The 25724-nt window shown below is 29.1% G+C and carries 16 protein-coding genes; 14 read left to right on the top strand and 2 right to left on the bottom strand.

All coding sequences use genetic code 11. From position 1 onward, the window contains the following. Nucleotides 1-46 precede the first annotated feature (46 nt). From ACFIJ5_RS13985 to ACFIJ5_RS13970, 4 genes are all read left to right on the top strand, one after another. Nucleotides 47-733: an ABC transporter ATP-binding protein gene (locus ACFIJ5_RS13985; protein WP_379808061.1), complete on the top strand. Its 687-nt coding sequence runs from the start codon at nucleotides 47-49 to the stop codon at nucleotides 731-733. Beyond that, complete coding sequence (locus ACFIJ5_RS13980) at nucleotides 733-3315, top strand: ABC transporter permease (RefSeq protein ID WP_379808059.1); 2583 nt, start codon at nucleotides 733-735, stop codon at nucleotides 3313-3315. The genes ACFIJ5_RS13985 and ACFIJ5_RS13980 overlap by 1 nt, the downstream gene beginning before the upstream one ends. A 674-nt stretch (nucleotides 3316-3989) precedes the next feature. Next, complete coding sequence (locus ACFIJ5_RS13975) at nucleotides 3990-7322, top strand: helicase-related protein (protein WP_379808057.1); 3333 nt, start codon at nucleotides 3990-3992, stop codon at nucleotides 7320-7322. 12 nt (nucleotides 7323-7334) lie between these two features. Next, entirely contained in the window at nucleotides 7335-9554 is a 2220-nt protein-coding gene (locus ACFIJ5_RS13970; protein WP_379808055.1) for a sigma-70 family RNA polymerase sigma factor, read from the top strand. 285 nt (nucleotides 9555-9839) lie between these two features. On the opposite strand, the gene ACFIJ5_RS13965 is transcribed toward ACFIJ5_RS13970, so the two are convergent. Further along, nucleotides 9840-10001 (bottom strand): hypothetical protein, encoded by a 162-nt coding sequence (locus ACFIJ5_RS13965; RefSeq protein ID WP_379808053.1) that lies wholly within the window; start codon nucleotides 9999-10001, stop codon nucleotides 9840-9842. A 456-nt stretch (nucleotides 10002-10457) separates the two neighbouring features. Here ACFIJ5_RS13965 and ACFIJ5_RS13960 point away from each other — a divergent pair, with 456 nt between their 5' ends. The 9 genes from ACFIJ5_RS13960 (at nucleotide 10458) to ACFIJ5_RS13920 (ending at nucleotide 24266) form a co-directional block, all read left to right on the top strand. Beyond that, nucleotides 10458-15008, top strand: coding sequence for an SIR2 family NAD-dependent protein deacylase (locus ACFIJ5_RS13960; protein WP_379808051.1), 4551 nt, complete (start codon nucleotides 10458-10460; stop codon nucleotides 15006-15008). 267 nt (nucleotides 15009-15275) lie between these two features. Beyond that, nucleotides 15276-16793: a type I restriction-modification system subunit M gene (locus ACFIJ5_RS13955; RefSeq protein WP_379808049.1), complete on the top strand. Its 1518-nt coding sequence runs from the start codon at nucleotides 15276-15278 to the stop codon at nucleotides 16791-16793. A 285-nt stretch (nucleotides 16794-17078) separates the two neighbouring features. Next, the gene (locus tag ACFIJ5_RS13950; RefSeq protein ID WP_379808047.1) at nucleotides 17079-18401 is read left to right on the top strand and encodes a restriction endonuclease subunit S; all 1323 of its coding nucleotides are present in this window, start codon (nucleotides 17079-17081) and stop codon (nucleotides 18399-18401) included. A 155-nt stretch (nucleotides 18402-18556) separates the two neighbouring features. Continuing rightward, nucleotides 18557-18766, top strand: a complete 210-nt coding sequence (locus tag ACFIJ5_RS13945; RefSeq protein WP_379808045.1) for a hypothetical protein — start codon at nucleotides 18557-18559, stop codon at nucleotides 18764-18766. A 49-nt stretch (nucleotides 18767-18815) separates the two neighbouring features. Then, complete coding sequence (locus ACFIJ5_RS13940) at nucleotides 18816-19442, top strand: hypothetical protein (RefSeq protein WP_379808043.1); 627 nt, start codon at nucleotides 18816-18818, stop codon at nucleotides 19440-19442. Nucleotides 19443-19550: 108 nt separating this feature from the next. Then, complete coding sequence (locus ACFIJ5_RS13935; RefSeq protein WP_379808041.1) at nucleotides 19551-21464, top strand: type I restriction endonuclease subunit R; 1914 nt, start codon at nucleotides 19551-19553, stop codon at nucleotides 21462-21464. Continuing rightward, nucleotides 21418-22707, top strand: coding sequence for a type I restriction enzyme subunit R domain-containing protein (locus ACFIJ5_RS13930; protein WP_379809622.1), 1290 nt, complete (start codon nucleotides 21418-21420; stop codon nucleotides 22705-22707). Before ACFIJ5_RS13935 ends, ACFIJ5_RS13930 begins: the two co-directional genes overlap by 47 nt. A gap of 2 nt (nucleotides 22708-22709) precedes the next feature. Beyond that, on the top strand, nucleotides 22710-23423 hold the full coding sequence (locus ACFIJ5_RS13925; RefSeq protein WP_379808039.1) for a M48 family metallopeptidase: 714 nt from the start codon (nucleotides 22710-22712) through the stop codon (nucleotides 23421-23423). Between the two features lie 213 nt (nucleotides 23424-23636). Further along, nucleotides 23637-24266: an SMI1/KNR4 family protein gene (locus tag ACFIJ5_RS13920; protein ID WP_379808037.1), complete on the top strand. Its 630-nt coding sequence runs from the start codon at nucleotides 23637-23639 to the stop codon at nucleotides 24264-24266. 195 nt (nucleotides 24267-24461) lie between these two features. Here the strand turns inward: ACFIJ5_RS13920 and ACFIJ5_RS13915 are convergent, their stop codons facing one another. Beyond that, nucleotides 24462-24779 (bottom strand): LysR family transcriptional regulator substrate-binding protein, encoded by a 318-nt coding sequence (locus tag ACFIJ5_RS13915; protein ID WP_379809621.1) that lies wholly within the window; start codon nucleotides 24777-24779, stop codon nucleotides 24462-24464. Between the two features lie 114 nt (nucleotides 24780-24893). Here ACFIJ5_RS13915 and ACFIJ5_RS13910 point away from each other — a divergent pair, with 114 nt between their 5' ends. Next, complete coding sequence (locus ACFIJ5_RS13910) at nucleotides 24894-25484, top strand: DJ-1/PfpI family protein (protein WP_379808035.1); 591 nt, start codon at nucleotides 24894-24896, stop codon at nucleotides 25482-25484. Nucleotides 25485-25724 lie beyond the last annotated feature (240 nt).

Raw genomic sequence — 25724 nt, 5'->3', positions numbered from 1 at the left:
GAAAGTTCTATTATATGGGTAAAACATAAAAAAGGAGGCTCACATAATGGAGTTTTTAAAAATTGAAGATTTATGCAAAGTCTACGGTAAGGGCGAAAACCAAGTTACCGCACTTGACCATGTTTCGCTTACAATAGAAAAGGGAGAGTTTACTGCAATCATTGGTTCCTCTGGCTCCGGTAAATCCACATTGCTCCACGCCATCGCCGGTGTAGATGTTCCAACAAGCGGAAAGATATATTTGGATGGGCAGGATATATATGCCCAAAGTAATGAAAAACTTGCCATTTTTCGCAGGCGTCAGGTGGGACTAATTTACCAGTTTCATAACCTGATTCCTACTTTGAATGTAATAGAAAATATTACCTTGCCCATTCTGATGGACAAACGAAAGGTTAACGAGGAAAGACTAAATGATTTGTTAGAATTACTTGGACTGAAAGATCGTAAAACTCATTTGCCAAATCAGCTTTCTGGGGGCCAGCAACAACGTATTGCAATCGGTCGCGCTTTGATGAACGCACCGGCGGTCATGCTGGCAGATGAACCAACTGGTAGTTTGGACAGTCTCAATGGAAAGGAGATCATCCGTCTACTGAAAGAAAGCCATAAGAAATATCATCAGACCCTTATCATTGTTACACATGATGAAAATATTGCCCTGCAAGCAGACCGCATTATTGGTATAGCAGACGGTAAAGTAGTGCGAGATGAAAGACAGGTGACACAATAATGAACATTTTTAACAAAGTGGCTCTTCAAGGACTAAAAAAGAACCGCACACGAACCCTTGTAACGATTATCGGAGTTATTTTGTCTGCTGCCATGATTACGGCAGTGGCTACCTTTGGAATTTCACTACTGAACTATATGGCAAATGGTGCTGCCCATAAATACGGCAATTGGCACGTTGAGTTTTTGGACGTCCCTTCTTCTTTCGTACAGGAAAGAACCCACGATGAGGGAGTCGCTAACGCCGCGACATTTGAAAATATCGGCTATGCAAAACTTAATGGAGGGAAGAACCCAAAAAAACCGTATTTTTTTATAGCCGGATTTAACAAGAAAGCCTTTGATACCTTACCCATAAACTTGATTTTAGGTAGATTGCCAAAAAACAGTAGTGAAATTGTTGTTTCCGGAAGCGTTACAGCAAAAGGTGGAGTCAAAATCTCGGTGGACGATACCCTTTCATTTGCTGTTGGAAGTCGTATGAATGGCAACAAGAATCTCGGTCAACATGATCCTTACACTTCCGGAGGAGAAATTCTTGTGCCACAAGATAAGAAAACTTACACAGTTGTGGGTATCTGCCAAAGACCCAGTTTTGAGGAATCTTCTTCACCTGGATATACGTTGATAACGAAAGCAGATTCACAATACAAAGGGGACAGCTTTAGTCTATTTATTAGTCTTAAAAACCCCCGTGGTGTTCACGCTTACGCAAGCAACACAGTTAAAAACTATACTTATGCCTTCAATAATAATGTTCTACGCTTCATGGGCCTTTCCGATGATAAGATATTCAACACGCTTCTGTATTCGGTTGGCGGCATTGTAGTGTTCATTATCATGATAGGCTCCATTTTTTTGATTTATAACGCATTTAATATTTCACTGAACGAACGCACACACCAATTTGGGATTCTATCGTCAGTGGGAGCTACGGAAAAACAGCTGCGAAATTCCGTATTGTTTGAGGGGCTTTGTATCAGTGCGGTCGGCATACCGATTGGTGTTATCGTTGGCATATGCAGCATTGGGCTTGTGCTTTCCGTTGTAGCCCAAAATTTTGGAAACATTCTATACGACAACGTACCTTTAACCTTAACGGTATCTGCCCCGGCCATTGTCATCGCGGCTGTGGTCAGCATGGTTACTATTTTAATTTCCGCATATATTCCAGCAAGGAAGGCAGCAAGCACTCCTGTGATGGAATGTATTCGCCAAACAAACGAGGTCAAAGTTGAAGCCAAAGCTGTAAAAATTTCAAAATTTGCGCAGCGTATTTATGGTTTGGAAGGAACTCTTGCTCTAAAGAATTTTAAAAGAAACAAGAAACGTTATCGAAGCATTGTGTTATCACTTGTTTTAAGCGTGGTGCTGTTTATATCAGCCAGTGCTTTTGTAACGTATTTGAAACAGACGTCGAAGCGAGTAGTAGAGTCTACTACTTATGACATCGGTTTGGCAACGAAGGACATGGAAGATAGTGAAATGTTGAAACTTTACGACAAACTAAAAACCGCACACGGGGTTTACAAAAGCTCGTATCAAACGATTATGAAGTATTCATGTGCTGCCAAAGCAAGCGATCTTTCAGACTATTACTGGGAATACGCGGGTTCACATTCTCCGGACGAAACGGTTAATCTGCCAATGAAAATCCAGTTTCTTGATAACAGCACCTATTTGAATATTATTAAGGACTTGGACTTGCACGCAGAGGAATATACCGGGAAAAATGCGAAAATGATCGCTGTTGCAACAATGGAAGGTCACAGCAATCAAGGGAAAGAGTCTGAACAGTTTGTTCATATGTTCAAGAGTTCTTCCATGAATTTTACCATCGCTCCCCAAATAAATGGCAAGCCGAAGATGGAACAGGGGCAAAACGTAAGCATTAAGTTTGTCGAAACCGTGCCACCTGATACGCTCCCAATACTAGGAAACTCTAGGGCAAAGAATCCGTTCTTTTTTAGGATGATGGCCCCCTATTCGCTCAAAGAGAAGTTTGAAACCGATGATACCCATGTGGCTATTAAGGGCTTGACCTTTAGGTCAAAGAATTCCACACAGTCGGTGGCTGAAATGAAAACGATGATTCAGGGTGATGGAGTTACAGCCAACTACAATCTGTACAATATGTGTAAAGTGCTTGATGATAACCGCAATATGATATTCATTGCTAACGTGTTTGCTTATACTTTTATAATTATGATTTCGCTGATTGCGGTTGCCAATGTGTTCAACACGATTTCAACAAATATCAAGCTGCGCAGACGAGAGCTTGCTATGCTTCGTTCTGTGGGAATGTCTGAACGCGACTTCCAAAAGATGATGAATTTCGAGTGTGCCTTTTATGGTATGAAAGCGCTGCTCTTTGGCCTTCCCACAGCGATACTTTCTTCTTGGCTGATTTACAAAGGGATGGTCAGAGGCGGTGCGAACGATATCCATTTTGTGTTGCCTTGGGGTAGTATTGGAATCAGCGTGTTCAGCGTGTTCCTTGTGGTATTCATTACAATGCTGTATGCAATCAGCAAAATAAAAAAAGAAAATATCATTGACGCGCTTCGAGATGATATGTCTTGATTCAAAAATGTAAATAGCAATCAAAATCGCCGTTTCCCTTTTTCAAAAGTAAGCGTAAAAAATTTACCGTATAGAATTTAAAAATATTAGTTGAGTAATTAAAAAATAGAAGGTTTATTTTTTATAAAAATCCGATATAATATAAATAAGAAAAGCTTAGTGCGCTAACACTAAGCTGAGTCTTAGAACATTTATTTTGTTTTAGGGCTATTGGATGAATTAAATAGAGATTTAATTAAGAGTTAAGCACTAATCGTTGCAGGATGGGTGCTTTTTCTCTTTGCTATTAATTTCTATGTCAATACCAAGAAATTTAATCTTGATAATTAACTTAGAAATGAAAAGGTTATGTTTTAAAACTAATCCTCCGCAGCCATCATACTACCCAATTTTCAAATTAGAATGAATATCTATATAGGAAAATTGGTAAGTATAGAGTAATTAAATGATATGGGTAAAAAGTTGTAATAATTTTAAAGATAAATATAACTTTATTATAAAATAATGTAAAATATATATTTATTATGTAAATATAGTGATAAAATATAAATGTTGAAGTTTATTGTAAATAGTAATTGTTGTTTAATAATAAAAATATTACAATTATACAATAAATTTAAAATATAATTAAAAATTGATCATAGTGGGAATGCAAAGTGTAGGTGATATTTACAATGAGGAAGAATAAATCAGGAATTTTAGATAATAGAAAAAGAGGAACAGTAGGAGAATATTTAAAAGAAAATATAGATGATAATTCTAAATTATCTATCATATCAGCATATTTTACAATTTATGCTTATAATGTTTTGAAAGAAAAACTAGACAATATAGAAGAATTAAGATTTCTATTTGGAGAGCCAACATTTATTAAAAATGAAAAATTAAATAAAAGTAGAGAGTTTAAAATAACAAAATCAGATAATTTTATTAGAGATAGAATTAATAGAGAAGATTGTATAGCTGATCACAATTATAATATAGAACTTAAAGAAAAATTACAGCAAAGTGCTATTGCTAAAGAATGCAGAAATTGGATTCAAAATAAGGTTTCTATTAAATCAATGATAAAACCTAATTTTCTTCATGGTAAGCTTTATCATATTGAAAAGTTGAATGGTATAGAAAAATCAGTTATGGGTAGTTCAAATTTTACAGTTAATGGTCTTGGATTAGGAAAAGAAAAAAATATAGAATTAAATTTAATAACGGATTCGAATAGAGATATAGAAGATTTAAAAGAATGGTTTAACGAATTATGGGAAAATGAAGAAATGGTTATAGATGTAAAGGAAGAGGTTTTAAACTTTATTAATCAGTTATATAAAGAAAATTCACCACAATATATTTATTATGTAACTATATACAATATCTTTAAAGATTTTTTATTAGAACAAAATGAAGAAGAAGTATTCCAAGAAAAAGTAGGATTTAAAGAAACTATGATATGGCAAAAGCTATATGATTTCCAAAAAGATGGAGTAAGAGGAGCTATAAATAGATTAGAAAAATATAATGGTTGTATATTAGCGGATAGTGTTGGGTTAGGTAAAACATTTGAAGCTTTAGCAGTAATTAAATATTATGAAATAAGAAATAAAAAAGTTCTTGTTTTAACTCCAAAAAAATTAAGAGAAAATTGGACGATATATACATTAAAAGATACTCGTAATATTTTGTTAGAAGATAATTTTAGATATACTGTTATGAATCATACAGACTTAACTAGAACTAGTGGAAAAAGTGGAAATAACAATATAGCTACATTTATGTGGAATATATATGATTTGGTGGTTATTGATGAATCACATAACTTTAGAAATGGATCTAAAGGTAAAAATATAGAATCGAGATATTCAAAATTAATAAATGATGTAGTTAAGAGTGGTACAAAAGTATTAATGTTATCAGCTACTCCTGTAAACAATAGTCTTAAGGATTTGAAAAATCAAATATACATAGCTACTAGAGGTAAAAATGATGCTTTTTATGAAAAGATGGGAATAAGAAATGTACAAGTAACTCTTAAAATCGCTCAAGAAGAATTTAATAAATGGTATAAAAATAATAAGAAAGATAGAGCTCAATTGATGAGTAATATAAATAAAGATTTTATAAAATTATTAGATGAGTTTACAATTGCACGTTCACGAAAGCATATCCAAAAGTATTATAAAGAAAGTAAAAAAATAAATTTTCCTAAAAGACTTAATCCTAAATCAATATGTGTAAATGTTGATAAGGAGAATGAATTTTTAGGATACGATAGAATATATGATATAATGGGAAATTTAAATTTATCTATTTTTCACCCATCACATTATATAAAAAAAGAAAAACAAGTTAAGTATAAGCAAATTTATGATACCAAATTAAATAAAGGGATTAGTTTTACACAAGAGGATAGAGAGTTTAATCTAATTGCAATGATGAGAGTAATATACATGAAGAGATTAGAGAGTTCTATAAATTCTTTTAGAATATCTATAGAAAAATTAATTACTAAAATTAAAAAGATGATTGATAAAATTAACTTAATTGAAGAAAAAGAAGAATACATTGATTTTGATTTAAACAATTTAAGTGATCTTAAAGATGAAGAACTTGAAGAGTTTTTAGTAGGAGGTAAAATTAAAATCCTACTACAAGATATGGAGTTGGATGCTTGGAAAACTTCGTTAATAATTGATAAAGAAAAGTTAGAAGGATTAATTAAAAGTGTAATACCGATAAATTATGATAGAGATAGTAAATTAATTGCTTTAAAAAATGCAATAGAAGAAAAAGTTAAAACACCTATAAATAAAGGAAATAAGAAAATAATAATTTTTACAGCTTATGCAGATACAGCAGAATATATATATGAAGGTATAAGTGATTGGATTAAGAAAAAGTTTAACTTAAATACCGCTTTAGTAACGGGGAATGGTACAAATAAAAGTAATTTTAGTGTTAAAGGATATAAATATTGCAATCAATTAACATATGAATCAATATTAACAAATTTTTCACCTTATTCAAAAGAAAGAAGTAAAATGAATAATATGCCTCAAGATGGACAAGTTGATATTTTAGTGGCTACAGATTGTATATCAGAAGGACAAAATTTGCAAGATTGTGATTATGTAATCAATTATGATATACATTGGAATCCTGTAAGAATAATACAAAGAGTTGGTAGAATAGATAGATTAAATTCAATGAACTCTAAAATAGGAATATTGAATTTCTGGCCAACAGAAGATTTAAATAAATACATAAAAGTATTGGAAAAAGTTAAATCTAGAATGATTCTTATGGATATTAGTTCAACAGGAGAAGAAGATTTACTTGATATAAATATGAAAGACGAGATGAATGATTTGGAATATAGAGCTAAGCAATTAGCTAGATTGAAAAATGAGGTTGTTGATTTAGAGGATTTAGATGATAATATAACTTTAACAGAGTTCAATTTAATAGATTTCAGAATGGATTTATTAAGTTATATAAATGAAAAAAAAGAAACTCTAGAAAGAGCTCCTTTAGGAATGTATTCTATTGTACCAAGTCAATGGAAAACAGAAAACTCACTGGATAAAAAATATGAGAATATAATAAAACCAGGAATAATATATTGTTTAAAAAGAAGGTACATGAATGAAAAAACACAAAAGTATAATATTATAGAGCCTTATTACTTAACATATGTATACGAAGATGGAACTATAAAATTTGGGTATGCACAATTAAAACAAATACTTGATATTTATAGAGGACTTTGCATAGGTAAGGACAAACCTTATTCTAAATTATGTGATATTTTCAATAAAGAAACTAATGAATGTAGGAATATGAATAAACAACTTAGATTATTAGAAAAGTGTGTAAAAAATATCATTGGATATAATGAAAAACAAAATATTTTAGCAATGACAAAACGAAGAGGTGCTAAATTATTAAACAATAAAGAAAAACTGTCGGGATTAAAAGATTTTGAGATTATTAGTTTTTTAGTTATAAAGTAGGGATGATGAAGTATGTATATGTTTGATTTAGAAACTGATATTGAAGAGATACTTCAAGAAATGTTACAAAAAAATTTTAGTGATACACTAATGAAGTTTTTTCTAAGATTAAATTATCCTATAGAAGATAAACCTTATAAAAAATTTTATTCACTTGAAGAATTTTATGAGTATTTTGAAATAGATAAAGAGTTTATGAAAACATCAGAAGCTAAAGCTATGCAATGTATTGATAAAACAAGCATATTATTTCAATTAGGAAATCAAAGTGAGTTAAACGATATTAAAGAGTATGATCAGGGGTTGTTTTATAGTAGCTCTATATTATTTATTAGTGTTGAACTTGAAAAAAGTCTATATAAAAAATACAAAAAATGTTATGTAATATCAGGTATAACAAGATTTTATAATAGATTGTTTACCACACAAGTAGTTATAATATTTAAAATTAACAATAAGATTACTTTTTCAGTTCAACTAAGGAGAAAGAAAAAAACAATGGAAGAAGAAGATACTTTAGGAAGTATTTTTCAAAGTGAGTGGATTTGTTTAAATAAATTAGAAAATAAGATGTTATATAACATAACTAATTTAGATTATGAACTGTTAAACAAAGATAACTATTTCCATACGTATGAGAATATAGTTAATGCTATAGCAAAAGAAAAGTATTATATTAATATTTTTGATGAAGATATGAAAGCTGAAGTTGATTTAGATGATATAATTGGGATTTATATAAATAATTTAAAAGAACACAAAAAAATAACTATAGATAGTGAAATAAAGCTTTTTAAAAGTATAAACAAGAATGATGTAAACGTTAAGAATAAAGTTATAGAAAATAACCTTACAATGGTGATAAGTATTAGTAAAAAATATAGGAATAGAGGTTTGGATTTTAGCGATTTAATACAAGAGGGAAATATTGGGTTAATCAAAGCAATAGAAAACTTTGATTATAAAAAAGGAGTTAGGTTTAGTACGTTTGCATATAAGTATATTGTTGGGTTTATTCAAAAAGCCATAAAAAATAACGGCAAATCTATAACAATTCCTAGACATGTAATGGAGAATTATACTAATAAAAGAAATATATATGATTATGACATATTTTCTATAAATGATATATTAAAGATTAGTGAAGATGAATTTGTAGAGTATGACTTGGAAGATAAGTATTTAATAACTCCAGAAGAATATGCTGAGATTAAAGATTTAAGAGTAGAAATTGAAAAGCTTATAGATCAATCTTTAAAAAAAGAGCGAGAGAAAAATATTATTAGATTGAGATATGGATTAGAAGATAATATTGAAAGGACATTAGAATCAATTGGAAAGCAATTTCATATAACAAGAGAAAGAGTAAGACAAATTCAACAAAAAGCTTTAAAAAAGTTTAAAAAAAATAATATAGGAAAAAGATTAAAGATTTATTGGAATGAAAGTGAATTGTTTAATAAAGGATTACCAGTAAATATGATATTTGAAAAGGTTTCTAGAGTAAAAGAAAGTTATTATGGGGGAGGAGAAGATGATATGGAATATAAGGAAAAGGAACTAGAGGAAAGTCAAAAAACAAATAGTAATACTGAAGAAAAAGAAACTAAAGAAAATATGAAAGGAATTGTGTTAGATGACTTTGAACGGTTAAAGAATGACATGTTGAAGTATAAAAAATTTTTAGATGAGGATATAATAGAATTAGTTAGAAAAAGCGATTATGATAAAATATGTGATGCAAAGGACAAATGTTTGGAAATTTTAAATTTCATAGAAAAGTTGGAGAATGTAGCAAAAGAGTTTGATAAACTTGATGCTTCTAATGGCAATACACTCAAAAATAGTTCTGATTATGGAACATCAAATGCAAAATATAAATTTAATTTAGAAAATAAAGACTTTGAATTACTTGGACAAGATATAAAATTTTGTGGAAAATATGGGAATTTTAAAATTGAATCAGGTATATTTGTGGAAATTTTAGTTAGTATTTTAGAATATAATAAAGTATATAAATCTACAATTATAGAAAAGAGAAAACTAGAAGATAAATTTAGAGATAAGATTATAAGTAGATATAAATCAGCTAATATAACATTATTTATTCTTAGAATAATTAATTTGCTTTTGGATTATGAAATTATAGAAGAGTCAAGGAAAAAGAATAAATATAGAATTAAAAATATAGATAAACTCCAAGCATTTATTGATATGATATCAAATGAATAATTAAAAAAGACAAACGAATAAGAAAAAAATTAAATTATTGATTTTTATTATCATTTAGTATAAGAACATAGAAATGCAAATATATTCAAATGATTTTATCAATTTTTGGAAGGTCACAGTTACATAGGTTTTTGAAAAATGATGTTTATTTCTCACAAAAATTTGATATAATATAAATAAGAAAAGCTTAGTGCGCTAACACTAAGCTAAGTCTTAGAACATTTATTTTGTTTTAGGGCTATTAGATTAGATTTATATAAAAATTATTTAATCTTAGAAAAAGTGCTAATCTTGGTTGGATGGAGCACTTTTTTCTTTGCTTTTAACTTCTATATCAAGACCAAGAAACTTAATTTTAATTTTCAAGTAATGTATAAAAAGATTATGTTTTAAAACTAATTTAACTACATAAACAATTGATATACATTTTATAAAAGTATCAAACATATCCAATACCACCCCCTGACTATGAGTGAAATTATTCACCAATAGCCCAGGAGGATAAAATGTCCAAAACCTCCGCAGCCATCCTACTACGGAATTTTCATATTTTAACTTGGTTATTATACCATAATTATGTACATTCATAATAGGGGTATTAAATGGAAAAACTTTAATAATGTAAAGGAAAAAGAAGCAACAATTACATATTCTAAGAAGATAATTATTATAGGATACTATTGATTTATTATATATATATATTTTTTTTTGATATATATGGTTTAATATTGTAAAATATACATGTATTACGTAATTTGAATATATATATAAATATGAATTTGTAATTATATAGAAGAAATATGATATTTAAATGTGTTTATAAAGATAGGTTAGGATATATGAAAAAAATTAAAGAAGATAAAGAATGTAGAGATATAAAATGAAATAAGAAAGGACAAAATTATGAATTTTGAAGAGATTATGGAATTTAATGCTCCGTATAATCAAATAAATTTTGATAGTTTGGTCGAGAAAATCAAATCTAAGGATATAGTACCATATATAGGTGCAGGCATGTCTATGTTGTTTGAAGATGTGTATCCCTCTTGGGGAGGATTTTTAAATACAACTTTTAACAAATTTGCAGATCCTTCAAAAAAAAATAAATTTGATAGCATGAACTGTGAGGATAAAGCAGATTTCTTATATGGAGAAATGGGAAAACTGACATTCTCTAAACACTTGCAAAAAACTTTCTCACAAAATCATTTAAATAAAGATACTTGTGAGTTTGTAGATAAATCAATATATTTATTACCAGTAATTTTTGAAAAAGGTCTACTAATAACAACTAATTATGATAAAGTTATTGAAAAAGTTTATAGTTTACATAATTTGATATTGCCGGTAGCACACCCAGGACATTTTGAAGCATTAAATGTTGCACTTAGAGATAATGAATTATTATTATATAAAATTCATGGTGACATTAATGAACCAATAGAATCTATTATTCTAACAAAGAAACAATATGAGTTAGCTTACAATAATCCTCAATTAATTAATGCATTAAAACAAATTTATACAAGTAAAAGTATGTTATTTTTAGGATGCAGTCTTGAAAAAGATAGGCCAATAGAGTTATTATGTGAAGTTTCTGAATCAGGAATGTCTAACTATGCTATTATTAATTGTAAAAATGAAGATAAAAAAAATAGAAGATTACGATTAGAAAATGATTATTATACTCAAGCTATCATTTATCCAGATGAAGAGCATGAGTGTGTAAAAATAATATTAGAACAGATTGCGAAAATAATTAATCCGACTACATATAAAAAAATAAAAGACGGATGTTATGATAATAAAAATTTAAATATGGAATTAGCTGATGAATGGTTTATTAATCAGAATAAAATTCAAATTAAAAATTTAGGAAATAGGTATTTGCCAGATTTAAATATAGAATTAAGTGAAAAAAATATTTTTGATGCATTAGGAAGAAATAAAGAGTTTTATAAAAGTTTTATTAATAGAGCTGATAAAATTTTAATTGCATTAAAAGATTTAAAAATATCTTCTATAGAAAATAATATTCAAGGTATATATATAATTATTAAGGAGTTTTCTATTGATACAGTTAAAAATATTAATATCGAAGAAATAATAAAAAATTTGAAGTATATAAGTGAAATAGTTGATGATGAAATTAAATCTAATAATAAAAAATTGAAGGATAGTTTCTATTTAAATAAGAATTCTATTCGAGATAGAATTTATAAATTAAACCAAAGTCAAAACTTAATCGGTGAATATATTTATTATCTAAATTCAAGTGAAATAAAAGTATTGAATAGTCCTTTTATTTTGCTACATGGTGAAGGTGGTATTGGTAAATCGCATTTATTAGCTGATACAATTATGAAAAGAAATTTTGAAGGTAAAAAGTCTTTATTATTTTTAGGTCAACATTTTAAGGAAGACGATAATCCTATTAATGCTATTTTAAAAATGCTTGAACTTCATTGTACATCAGATGAATTTTTAGGAGAATTAAATAAAATAGCTCAAAATGATAAATCTCGTATTATTATTTTTATAGATGCATTAAACGAGGGAAATGGGAAAAAAATTTGGAAGGAACATTTAGCTGGAATTATAGAAAAAATAAAATTGTATCCGTGGATAGGGCTTGCTTTATCAATTAGAACTGAGTACATAGAAAATTTATTAAATGATAATGATTCATTAGAAAGTAACTTAGTGAGGGTTACCCATAGAGGTTTTTCAACTGTAGAATATGATGCAATAAAAAAATACTTTGATTTTTATAAAATTCCTTATTCAGATGTACCATTTGCAAATCAAGAATTTAGAAATCCATTATTTTTGAGACTTTTGTGTGAAGGTTTTAAAAAGAAAAAAATAGATTTAGATAATATAAGCTTTACAGATGTTTATAAAAATTATTTATCAGCAATGAACTTAAAGATTGCAGAAATATGTGATTATAGTAAGCATATTAATGTTGTGGAAAAGGTTATTAATGAGATGGTTTTATATAAATATAATACCGGAGCTGGTAATAACTTAATACCATTAGATAAAGTAATTGAAATAGTAGTTGATATTGAAAAACGATATAATATTAAAAAATCTTTGATAGATGAATTGATTTCAAATGGAATAATAACACAAAACATGAGTTATGATAATCAAGAATATGTTTATGTTACTTATGAGAAGTTAGAAGATTATTTATATGCAAAACTGTTGATAGTAGATTTAGAAGAAATAGGAACAGAAAAATTTTATTTAAAGTACAAAAAATTGAAATATCGTGGTGATATATTAGAAGCATTAGCAATAGCTTTATCAGATAAAGGAGATTATGAGTTATTTGAGTTGTTTGTAGATGAACAAAATAATAGAAATATTATAGAAGCTTTTTGTAGTGCTCTAAAGTGGAGAAAGTCAAATTCAGTAAATCAAAAAACTCTTGATTATATTAATAATGTAGTTTTAAAATCTGAGTATGGTTTTAGAAATTTATATGGTGCATTAATTTTAATTTCCACAAAGATTGGACATAAATTTAATGCAGAGTGTACTGCAGAAAATATTTTGAAATATAGAATGCCAGATAGAGACGAATTATTTATTCCCTTATTTGATGAATTTTATTTTGAAGAGGGTTCACCGATTAATCGATTGTTAGATTGGTGCTTAACTAAAAAGAATTTTGACAATGTATTAGATGAAACTATAAGGTTAGCTGCTATAATGATTTCGACGTTCTTAATATCATCTAATAATAAATTAAGAGATAAGAGTACAAAAGCACTTGTAAGTTTATTAAATGGACGTATTGATATATTGATATTAGTATTAAAAAAATTTGAGAATGTCGATGATCCATATATACTTGAGCGTTTATATGCAGTTGCATTTGGTTGTGTTGTATCTGAAAAATCTAATAGCGAGATAGAAAAATTAGCTATATATGTTTATGATAAAATTTTTAAAGATGAATATGTTTATCTAAATATTTTATTGCGTAACTATGCTAAAAATATAGTAGAATATGCTAAATATAAAGTTGTAAGTGACAAATTAAAATATATGGATGTACAACCACCATATAAATCTGAAATGCCAGAAGTACCTACTGATGAAGAAACATCAAAGTATGAATATGATTATAAATCATCAAATTTTAAAAATTATTTTTGGAGCCAAAATGATATTTTAAGATCTATGAGGGTAGAATATGATCGTGATGGGTCACCTGGAGGCTATGGAGATTTTGGTAGATATGTATTCCAAAGATATTTTTCTCAATGGAATGGGCTAGATTATAATGACTTAAAAAATATAGCAATTAAGAAAATATTTGATATGGGATATGATGTAGAAAAGCATGGTGAGTATGATCGTAATATAGAAGGAAGTCGTTTTAGAAATAATACTCGAGAAAGAATCGGGAAGAAATATCAATGGATTGCGTTATATGAACTCGCTGCTCAAGTTGCTGATAATTATAAAATGGAAATCCATAAAGATTGCTATGGCGGTACAGAAGATGCTTATTGTAAAGGATCATTTGAACCTGATATAAGAAACATTGATCCTACAGCTTCAATTATTCAAGCAAATAATAAAGATAATAAGGTAATACACAATCAGTTATACCAATTTCCTACAGTAACCAATAATGAATGGTTAAGTACTGTTAGCGATATACCTAAAATAAATGATTTAATAAATATTAAATACAATAATGAAGATTTTATTTTACTTAATGGTTGGTATACTTGGACTGAAGAAAAAGAATTAGGAAGCAAACAATATGAAAATCCTCAAAAAGATTTGTGGATACAAATTAATAGCTATATCGTAAAATCAAAGTCAATTGACATTGTTGTTAAAAAATTAAAAAATAAAGATTTTATGGGAAGATGGGCAGCTGAACCTAATGAAAATTATAGTCTTTATAATAAAGAATATTATTGGTCTGATGCATACAGTTTTTTTAAGAATCCTTATTATTGTGGAAATGATTTAACAGATTTTCATGAATTTTTAGAAAATTCTAATGAGAAATTCAAAGTATTATTACCATCTTGTAAATATCTTACTGAACGTAAAGGAGATGAATTGGAAGATAATAATTCATGTTCATGGTACAAGCCTTGTATGAATTTATTTACCGATTTAAATATGAAATATGGAAAAGGAAATTCAATTTTATATGATTCTGAAGGTAAAATTATTTGCTTTGATAGTAGTGAATTGTTGAAAGAAGATATAGGCTTTTTTATTGATAAAAATGCATTTTTACAATATCTACAGAAGAATAATTATAGTGTTTTTTGGACTATATTATCAGAAAAGAGAATTATTGCTGAAAGATATAATTATAATAATAATTATAGACAACCACATATTAGTGGTGTGTATATATTAGATGAAAATGGTGAGTTAAAAGGGGATATAAATAAATTTGAAGAATAAATTTATTAGAAGATTATATTAAGTATAATAAATAGTAAATTCATAGGCACTTTATTTATAGATTTTAATTATGAGAAGTTAAGAATAGAGAATAAAAAACCTTACTTGGAATAAATATGGATAACGATATAATAAATAACATAAAAAAGCAAAGATTTTACATATATAAAGTCTTTGCTTTTTTATATTTTACCAATTTTTTAAAGGTCACAGTTACCTTATTTGTGTTAAAATTATATTACAAAAACGTTGTAAGGAGTTGAAGAAATGGAGAAAATTACACAACAAAAATTAGAAAAAACACTATGGGATGCAGCGGATATTTTAAGAGGAGAACTTAATGCGTCACAATATATGGATTACATATTTGGGTTATTATTCTTAAAGAGAATGAATGACCAATTTGAGATAGAGCAAAACAAGAAAAAAGAAGAATTTTCTAAAATGGGATTACCAGAGGAAGAAATAAGTTCATTGATAGAAGATCCATCAATATATGAGAATTTTTATGTACCTGAAAGAGCAAGATGGTCCACTTTAAAAGATTTAACATTAAACATAGGACCAGAACTTGATAAAGCATTCAAAGCAATAGAAGATGAGCCTAAAAATCAAGAGCTTGTAGGGGTTCTTACTACTGCTAATTACAATGATAAAGAAAGAGTACCAGACAAGAAATTATCCCAACTTTTAATACTTTTCAGCAGTTTGCCATTAGCAAATGATAATTTAGAAAATAAAGATATATTAGGTAATGCTTATGAATATTTAATTAAGCAATTTGCAGATCAAGGTGGAACTAAGGGTGGAGAATTCTACACTCCAGAGCAGGTGGTTAAGACTTTAGTTGGTATAGTAAAACCAAAAGAAGGAGAAGCAATATATGATCCAACTACAGGTTCTGGTGGTATGCTTATTCACTCAACTCATTACATAGAAGAGCATGGTGGAAATCCTAAGAATGTATCATTAAATGGACAAGAAATAAACCTTTCTACTTGGGCAATATGTAAAATGAATATGCTATTTCATGATGCAACAGGAGCGGACATTAAAAAGGGTGACACTATAAGAGAGCCAAAGCATACTAACGGCGGAGTTTTAAAGACATTTGATGTGGTTTTAGCAAATCCTCCATTTTCACTTAAAAATTGGGGAATAGATGAAGCAAAAACAGATGCATACGGAAGGTTTGTATATGGAATACCTCCAAAGTCCTATGGAGATTTAGCCTTCGTTGAGCATATGATAGCAAGTTTAAATTCTAAAGGAAGAATGGGAACAGTAGTGCCTCATGGAGTTTTATTCAGAGGTGGAGCAGAAGGAAAGATAAGAAAATCCATATTGAAAGATGATTTAATAGAAGCGGTAATAGGTCTTCCACAAAACATATTCTACGGAACAGGTATACCAGCAGCACTACTTATGATAAATAAGGATAAAGTTGAAAATAGAAAGGGTAAAGTGTTATTTATAGATGCATCCTCTGGATTTGTTAAGGATGGAAACAAGAATAAACTAAGAGATGAAGATATACAAAAGATAGTTGAAACTTTTGATAATTTTGAAGCAGTAGACAAGTATGCAGAAGTTATTGAATTAAAGGATATAGAGGAAAATGATTTTAATTTAAATATAAGCAGATATGTTGATACAACTGAACCAGAACCGGAAGTTGACATTGACTTGGTTTTAGATGATATTAGGGAACTTAAGTTTAAGATTGTGGATAATGAAGAGAAGCTGAATGGATACTTGGAAGAGTTGGGGTTTGATACGATTTAGTGATAAGAGACAAGCAAAAGAAAATTAATAATGAATAATTAAAAATTAAAAATGAAGGATACCTTTCTGCACCGCAGAAAGCTTTAGATTTTATGATACATTATTTTTCCCTAAGGAAAAATTTCCTTTATTATTAATTGTACATTATTAATTATTAATTTCAAAAAGCAAGTTACAAAGGAAAAGTGCACAATTCACAGGTCACAGTACACAGTTAAAAAACTGAAAACTAAAAACTGTGGACTGTGAACCGTGAACTGTTAACTGGATAAAGAGGTGAAGATGGTGAAAGAAGGAATTAAGGCAATTGAGAGTAGTAAGGAAGGGTATAAGAAAACGAAGCTGGGTGTTATACCACAGGAGTGGGAGATTGTTAGATTAGAAGATATTTGTGATAGAAGTGATAAGTATTCATTTACAGGAGGACCATTTGGATCAGATTTAAAATCGTGTCATTATACTGAAGATGGTGTTCAAATAGTACAATTACAAAATATAGGTGAAGGACATTTTATTAATGATTCTATAGTATATACATCAGAGAAAAAGGCAGATGAATTAAAAACATGTAATATTTATCCAAATGATATTATCATAGCAAAAATGGCAGAACCAGTTGCTAGAGCATGTAAAATTCCTAATTATAGAAGTCGGTATTTGATGTGTTCAGATGGAATTAGAGTTGTTGTTGATAGAAAGAAATATAATAATGATTTTATTTTATATTCAATAAACTCAGAGTATTTTAGAAATAATGCTATTGCTAATAGTACAGGTTCAACTAGATTAAGAATAGGATTAAGTGCTTTAAGAAATTTAAAGTTAATATCTCCCCCACTAGACGAACAACGAAAAATAGCAGAGATTCTTTCTATTGTAGATGATCAAATAGATAATACAGATAAACTTATTGAAAAAACTAAGGAGTTAAAGAAGGGATTAATGCAGAGGCTTTTGACTAAGGGAATAGGACATAAGGAATTTAAGAAGACGAAAATTGGGGAGATTCCTATGGAGTGGGAAGTCGATAAATTTAAAAATATAACAGATATCTTAAGATGTGGAGTAGCTAGTACACCAACATATGTAGATGAAGGAGTTCCATTTTTATCAGCACAGAATATTCAGGATGGAAAGTTAAGTTTGCATAAATATAATTTAGTAAGTAGAGAATATCATGAAAAGTTAACGAAGAAGGATAAGCCACAATATGGAGATATTTTATATTCTAGAGTTGGTGCTAATTATGGAATTGCAGCAGTTGTTAATAGTGATTTTGAATTTAGTGTATATGTGAGTTTGACTTTGATTAGAATGAAACAAGGTTATGATAGTGAATTTTATAAATATTTACTTAATAGTGCGGTTTGTAGAAAACAAGCAGATATAGGTGTATTTCAGGGGGCTGGAGTTCCAAATTTAAATGTTAAAATCGTGGAAAAATTTAATATGATAGTTCCACCATTAGAGGAGCAACAACAAATAGCCACCATCCTATCCTCAGTAGACACTCAAATAGAAGAGTACGAAAATGAAAAAGCCAAACTGGAAGAACTTAAAAAAGGCTTGATGCAGCAACTTTTGACGGGAAAAATTAGAACTGTGTAAGTGACAAATGATAAGTGATAAGTGATAAGTGATAAGTTAGAAGAGGAGAGAGGACTGTTGAGAGAGAAGAAAAAATATAGTGGCAAAGGGTTGAATTTTCAACTTATCACTTGTCACTTGAAACTTGTCATTAACAAGTATGTGGGGGTGATTATATGGCAACTTATAAACAAATTCAAGAGTATATCAAGGCTACTTATGGATTTACAGTAAAGACATGTTGGATTGCACATATGAAGGAAGTTTGTGGATTAAAGAGAAAGGATTCACCTAATAGAAAAGATCCTAACAAAAGAGTGTATCCATGTCCAGAGAATAAGAAGAAATTTATTAGAGAGGCATTTAGACATTTTGATATGATATAAGGGATAAGTATTATATTAATTTTGAAATAATAAAAATGGGGGAAGAGCGTTGTATAGAATTATCAATGAAAATATAGATAATCTTTTAGGAGAAAAGTTGCGAAAACATTTTAAAGATTATGAGTATCTTTTGGATAATCTATATAAAGTTAATGTAGCAGAAGATATAGAATATCAAAGGAATTATAGAAAATTTTATGCAATGAATGTGGCGAGATTACCAAAAGAATTTTATAAGTGTTATTTTAATATATTACAGAATAATAAAAATGAGAGTGATATATCACTTCAATATGTGGTTAAAAAATTAAATAATAAGGAACTGTATAAAAAAGAAAAAGGAAAAATTCAATTTTCTTTTTCATCTAAATTAGTTCATATGATTAATAATAAAAAACCAATATACGATAGTAAGATTGCTAATTTTTATAATCTACCTAAATTAAATAAGAATAATTATAATGAAACCATAAAGAAAATGGAAATGATATATGGATCTATAGATAAAGAATATGACAGAATAATAAAAGAAAAACTATTATTTATTCCAATAAAGAAAGTAAGAAATTATTTTGAACTAGGTGAAAAATTTACAGATACAAAGATAATAGATAGTATTATTTGGATGTATATTAGTTATGCAGAAAGCGGCATTGGTAAAATTAAGTATAAGTAAAAATAAATAATAGTAGAAAATGATATATAAGTGACAAGTGAGTGGTGAGAAATAGATTCCCAAACTTGTCACTTGTAACTTGTAACTCACAAAAGGGGTGATACATACATGAACATTTTAGGCAACGAAGAAACTTTAGTAGAACTTCCAGCAGTGGAGTATTTAACAGCGGGACTTGGATATGATTTCATTGAAGGGAACAAGCTAACTCCTGACTATGGAGAACGTGATACTTTAAGTGAAGTTATACTACATAAAAGAATGAAATCAGCTCTAAAAAAACTGAATCCATGGATAAATGATGAAAATGCTGAAAAGGTTGTTCGTAAGTTTAACCGTGCAGAGTCTTTGGGTGCAGGGCTTTTAGAGATTAATGAGAAGATATACGATTATATAGTTCATTTAGAGTTAACTGTGGATCAAGTTATAGATGGTAAGAAGAAAACTCCTACAGTTAAGCTTATTGACTTTGATGATATAGATAATAATGATTTTCTAGTGACAAGGCAGTTTGTTGTTAAGGGACAGCAAGAAACTATAAGACCTGATATTGTAGTTTTTATAAATGGTATGCCAATTGCAGTTTTAGAGTGTAAATCACCATTTAAAGAAACTAAGGTCAATGAGAATGTTGGAAAATTTGATGGCTTCCAGCAGCTTAGAAGGTACATGAATGGCAGAGATGCGAACTTTATAGAGGGAGCAGAAAGATTATTTTACACTAATTTTATAACTGGTATTTTAAATAAATATACTGCATTTATTGGAACTATAAGCTCAGGGTACAAGCATTATGTAGAATGGAAAGATGCGTATCCTGTGGAGAATAGAGATGTAGCTGATGAAAAGGATACTCCGCAAAATATATTACTTCAAGGAGTTTTTGAGAAAGAAAATCTACTTGATATAATGCAGAATTTTATTGTTTATGATTTGGACAAGGAAAATTCTAGAAAAGTTAAAAAGGTATGTAGATATCAGCAGTTTAGAGCAGTTCAAAAATCTTTAAAAAGATTAGAAAATGGTAAGACGCCTTTAAGCAAAGGCGGAGTTGTGTGGCACACACAGGGGTCTGGAAAATCTCTTACTATGGTATTTTTAGCGAAAAAAATAAGAAATCATAAAAAGCTTTCTAATGCTACTATTGTAATAGTTACAGACAGAACGGATTTGGATGGACAAATATTTGAAACTTTTGCGAATAATATAACCAATGGAACTCCAGTAAGAGCAAAGAGCATTGAGGAGATGAAAACGCTTTTAAGAAATTCTAATGCTCAAATAGTTACAACAACTATTCAAAAATTCCAAAGTGAAAAGCAAGAGAGTAAACTTCAAGATTCAAAACAAGGTGAAAAATTATATTTTGAAAAAGAGTATGAAGTATTATCACAAAAACCTAACATTATTGTTATGACAGATGAAGCCCATAGAAGCCAATATAAAGGTACTGCTGCAAATTTAAGAACAGCACTTCCAAACGCTGCATTTATAGGTTTTACAGGTACTCCAATAGACAAAGAGGACAAGTCTACTCCAAGAACTTTTGGTTCTTATATAGATAAATATTCTATAAAACAAGCTGTTGAAGATGGAGCAACTGTAAGAATTGTATATGAAGGAAGAAGACCAGATTTACATATTTCAGGAGATTCTTTAGAAGAGTTATTTGATAAAGCTTTTGAAGATAGGACGGATGAAGAAAAAGAAGCTATTAAACAAAAGTATGCAAATAAGAGAAGTGTGGTAGAGGCTGATGACAGAATAGAAGAAGTAGCAAAAGATATATTAAAACATTATAAAGAGTATATATACCCTAATGGTTTTAAGGCTCAAATAGTTTGTGTTTCTAGAGAAGCTTGTGTTAAATATTATAATGCTTTAAATAAGCATATGAAAGATATTATGGGAGAAGAATTAGAGTGCAAAATAATATTTTCTGGAGATAATAATGATGATCCTCATTTGAGAGAACATCATACAACAAAAGAAGAAGCAGAAGGACATATTAACAAGTTTTAAAAAGAAAACTTCTGAAAGTAAGTTATGTTTTTTAATAGTTAAAGATATGCTGCTTACAGGTTTTGATGCACCAATTGAACAGGTAATGTATTTAGATAGACCGCTTAAAGAGCACAATTTACTGCAAGCCATTGCCAGAGTTAATAGAACTTGTGGTGATAGTAAAAAGTGCGGCTATGTAGTGGATTATTATGGAGTTTTAGATTTTCTAGAAGAGGCATTATCCATATTTGATAAAGATGAGCTAGGTAAACCAATGGAATCAATGGGTTCATTATATGATGAGATGTTATCTTATAGGGAAAATGTTATGAGAATGTTCCAAGGAAAAGACAAAGAAAACATAGATGAGTTAGTTAAGGTAATAGAGCCAGAAGATAAAAGAGCAGAGTTTGAGATTGCATATAAAAAGTTTGCTGGAGCAGTTGAAGCTTTAATGCCGGGACATGTATCTGTTGATATACAAAATGATGTAAAATGGTTATCTTACATTAGAGCAGCGGCAAAGGTGAGATTTAATCCTGAGAAGAAATTGGACATTGCTGATTGTGGTGAAAAAGTTAAAGAACTTATTTCAGAACATTTAACTTCTACTGGAGTAATGCAGTGGATAGAGCCAATAACATTATTTGAAGATGATTTTGAGGCTAAAATAGAAACTCAAATGGGAGATGAGGCAGTAGCATCATCAATGGAACATGCTATAAAAAATGTTATTAATTTAAAGATGGATGAAAACCCTGTATTCTATACAAGTTTACTTGAGAAACTTCAACAAATTTTAGAAGAAACTAAAAATGATTGGATAGAGAAAAAGGCTAAACTTAAAGAGTTTATAAATAGGGAAATGGAAAAAGGTGAACAGGGAAAAGCAGATGAATTAGGATTGAGTAAAAGGGAATTCGCTTTTTTTGAAACTTTAAGAGAGGTTTTAGAAGGCAAAAATGAAGTTGAAGAAAATGTGGTGAAAGAAGACAGCGTAGAGTATATAGCGAATGATGTGGTGGAGCTTTCAAAGGAAATATCAAAGGAATTGAATAAGTTAATCAGGGAAAACTATTTAGTGGATTGGACTAACAACCCAAGTAAAACTGCTCAAATAGAGCAAAAGATATATATGTTTTTGATTTCTAAGTCTCCAAAACTAAGACAGGTTTTTGGAGCAGAGGCAATGAGTAAGATAAAGCAGTTGAAGGAGAGCATAGTAAAGTTGGCAAAGATACACTATGGAGAGTTGGGGTAAACGTGAATCTTGTATTTAAGTTTGGAACAAAAGATATAGAATTTACCGTCAAATATAGCAATAGAAAAACCTTGGCAATAGAAGTAGAGCCATCGGGAAAAGTAAATGTAGTTGCACCAATGGGAGTTTCACAAGAAGAGATAATCAAAAAAGTTAGAAGCAAGGCAGCATGGATTGTGCAGAAACAATATGAAGTAAAAAATATAAATGTAAATAAAATAAACAGAGAAGCTGTAAATGGAGAGTCCTATTTATACTTAGGAAGAAATTATACTTTGCAATTAATTGATGATAAAACAATAAAAAAAATACAAGTTAAACTTTTTAGAGGAAAGTTTATAGTAACAACTCCTACTAAAGATGAGGTAAAGATAAAAGAAGCCCTAGAGCAGTGGTATAGAGAAAAAGCCCTTCAAAAAATATGTGATAGAGTAAAGTATTATAGACCTTTTTTCAATAAAGAGCCTAAAGCTATCAAAGTAAAGGAACAAAAAAAGAGATGGGCAAGCTGTACATCAAAAGATGAACTATTATTTAATTGGAGATGCGTCATGGCACCAGCTTATATACTTGATTACATAGTTGTGCACGAAATGTGCCATATGTACCATAAAGATCACTCCAAAGAATTTTGGAATATGGTAAGTGATGTTATGCCAGATTATGAGGGCAGAAAAGAGTGGCTTAGGTATAATGGGATAAAGTTGGATTTGTAGGATTTTATAAAACTATAAAAATTAATATGTGTTTATATAGAATTTCAAACGTAAAAGTTAGAGTGGTTAAGATTAGTGATTAAATTTATTAAAGTTTGGAATACAATACGGAGAATAGGCTGGGAAAGTTGTATATTTGGATTGGGAGGAGGAATATCCTCCTATTTGGCCAAAAAGTAGTTTAAATCTTTTTTAATATTAAGGAGGATACATATGGATAATATTGTTACTTTAGAAGAATTAGAAAGTATGCTTGATGTAAAATTTCCAAAGACTTTTCATGACATTTATAGAACAGGAGCAATGGAATGGTTAAAGCATTCATATGATTGGCTTAATGAAAAAAGGAATAGTGTTAAAGAAAATGCAGAATCATTTTTTTATAGTGTTGGAGGAGATTGTGAGCCAGTTGTATTTCCAGAAATACAAGAATTAATAAATCACTTTGAGGAAATGTTAGAGTATGATGAAGATTATAGACTTGGAAAGATAAAAATTAACCCTAGATATAGATTTATTCCTTTTGCAGAAATGGGTTCTGGAGATCTGTATTGTTTTTGGTATGAAGGTGATAAGAAAGAACCAGAAGTAGTTGTATATGGACATGATACAGGAGATATGACTCTTTGGGCTAAGGATTTTGATGAGTTTTTATTTATTCAAATGGGGTCATCGGTAGTAGAATGGGAAAATGATATTGATGATGAATCTATACAGGCTCATATAAGTTTTTTAAAGGGTGAATATAAAGAAATATTTATGGGTGGAGATGTAGATAAAATAGAAGAAGCTATTGAATGTATGGATGAACTTGAGCAGTTAGAGTATCTTATAGAGATATAGATATCTAATTTATATTAGATATAAATCGAATAAAGAAAGTTAAATGGCTTATTATCCATATAATATGTAGAATATATACAGAACTTACTAAGATATACGTTTATCAAAGATAAAAATTATTTAATCTTAGAAAAAGTGCTAATCTTGTGAGGATGGAGCACTTTTTTCTTATACTAGATATACATGTGTTGTAGTTTAAAAATTTGATAATGATTCTAAACAATACTTCATAAACTCTTTTAATAAGGGTGATAGCCACTTGTTTTTATGATAAGCCAATTGAGTTAAGAATTTAATTTCCTTCTCTTCAATTTCTATTATTTTTACTTTTTTATCTTTAATTAAATCTTTTACACACATCACAGGTAATAAGCTAATACCAATTTCACTTATCACACATTGTTTTATGGCTTCCATATTTGAAAATTCTAATGTACTTCTTGGAGTTATACTTTTGTTATATAAATAGTTTTCAAAAAAACGTCTTAGGGCACATTCTTTTTCTGTAAAAATAATACATTATATATATATCGTTTTTTTCGATTTTACCGAACTATTTGGTGATGATATAATTTTATTACGAAGTACATATGTTGTAAATACATTAAGTTTGAAGGAGAATTTTTTATGAAAAAGATTTGTCTATTACTTGCTAATGGATTTGAAGCTGTTGAAGCAAGTGTTTTTACTGATGTGATAGGTTGGAATAATTTCGAAGGAGATGGTACTACAGAATTAGTAACTGTTGGAGCAAGGGATACGCTTAAATGTACATGGAATTTTACTGTTACTCCTGAGATGAATATAAAGGAGTTAAATGTGGATGATTTCTACGCTTTAGCAATTCCTGGTGGTTTTGAAGAGGCTGGATTTTATGAAGATGCATATAGTGAAGATTTTTTACGTATTATCAGGGAGTTTAACAGACAAGGAAAGATTATTGCTTCTATTTGTGTTGGATCACTTCCTATTGGTAAAAGTGGTGTTTTAAATGGACGAAAGGGAACGAGTTATAGTCTTAATGATGGAAAAAGACAAAAGGAGTTGGCTCAATTTGGTGTGAATGTTGTACCTGATAAGCCAATAGTTATTGATAAAAATATTATAACTTCATACAATCCTGCCACAGCCTTTGAAGTAGCCTTTACTCTTTTAGAATTACTTACATCAAAGAAAAATACAGATAATGTCAAAAAGTTAATGGGCTTTATGAAATAAAGACTTAAAGCGATTATGTATCTTCAAGTAGAATTCAAGTCCCCATGTATGCTCATGTAGGGGATGAAATAAAAATTGCTTATTATAAAGACAATCCTAGTAAGTTGTTCACAGCAAGTTTGAAAAAAGCAGGCATATTTTTTATTATTGGGATTGTGTGTATGGCTATTATGTTTTATTACCAATTTTTGAAAGGTCACAGTTACCTTGTTAAACATACCACTTACAAGAAAAAACTAA

Origin of the sequence: Haloimpatiens myeolchijeotgali, assembly GCF_042688525.2 — a bacterium.
Classification (GTDB): Bacteria; Bacillota; Clostridia; order Clostridiales; family Clostridiaceae; genus Haloimpatiens.
This window is presented reverse-complemented; position numbering and strand designations above follow the sequence as displayed.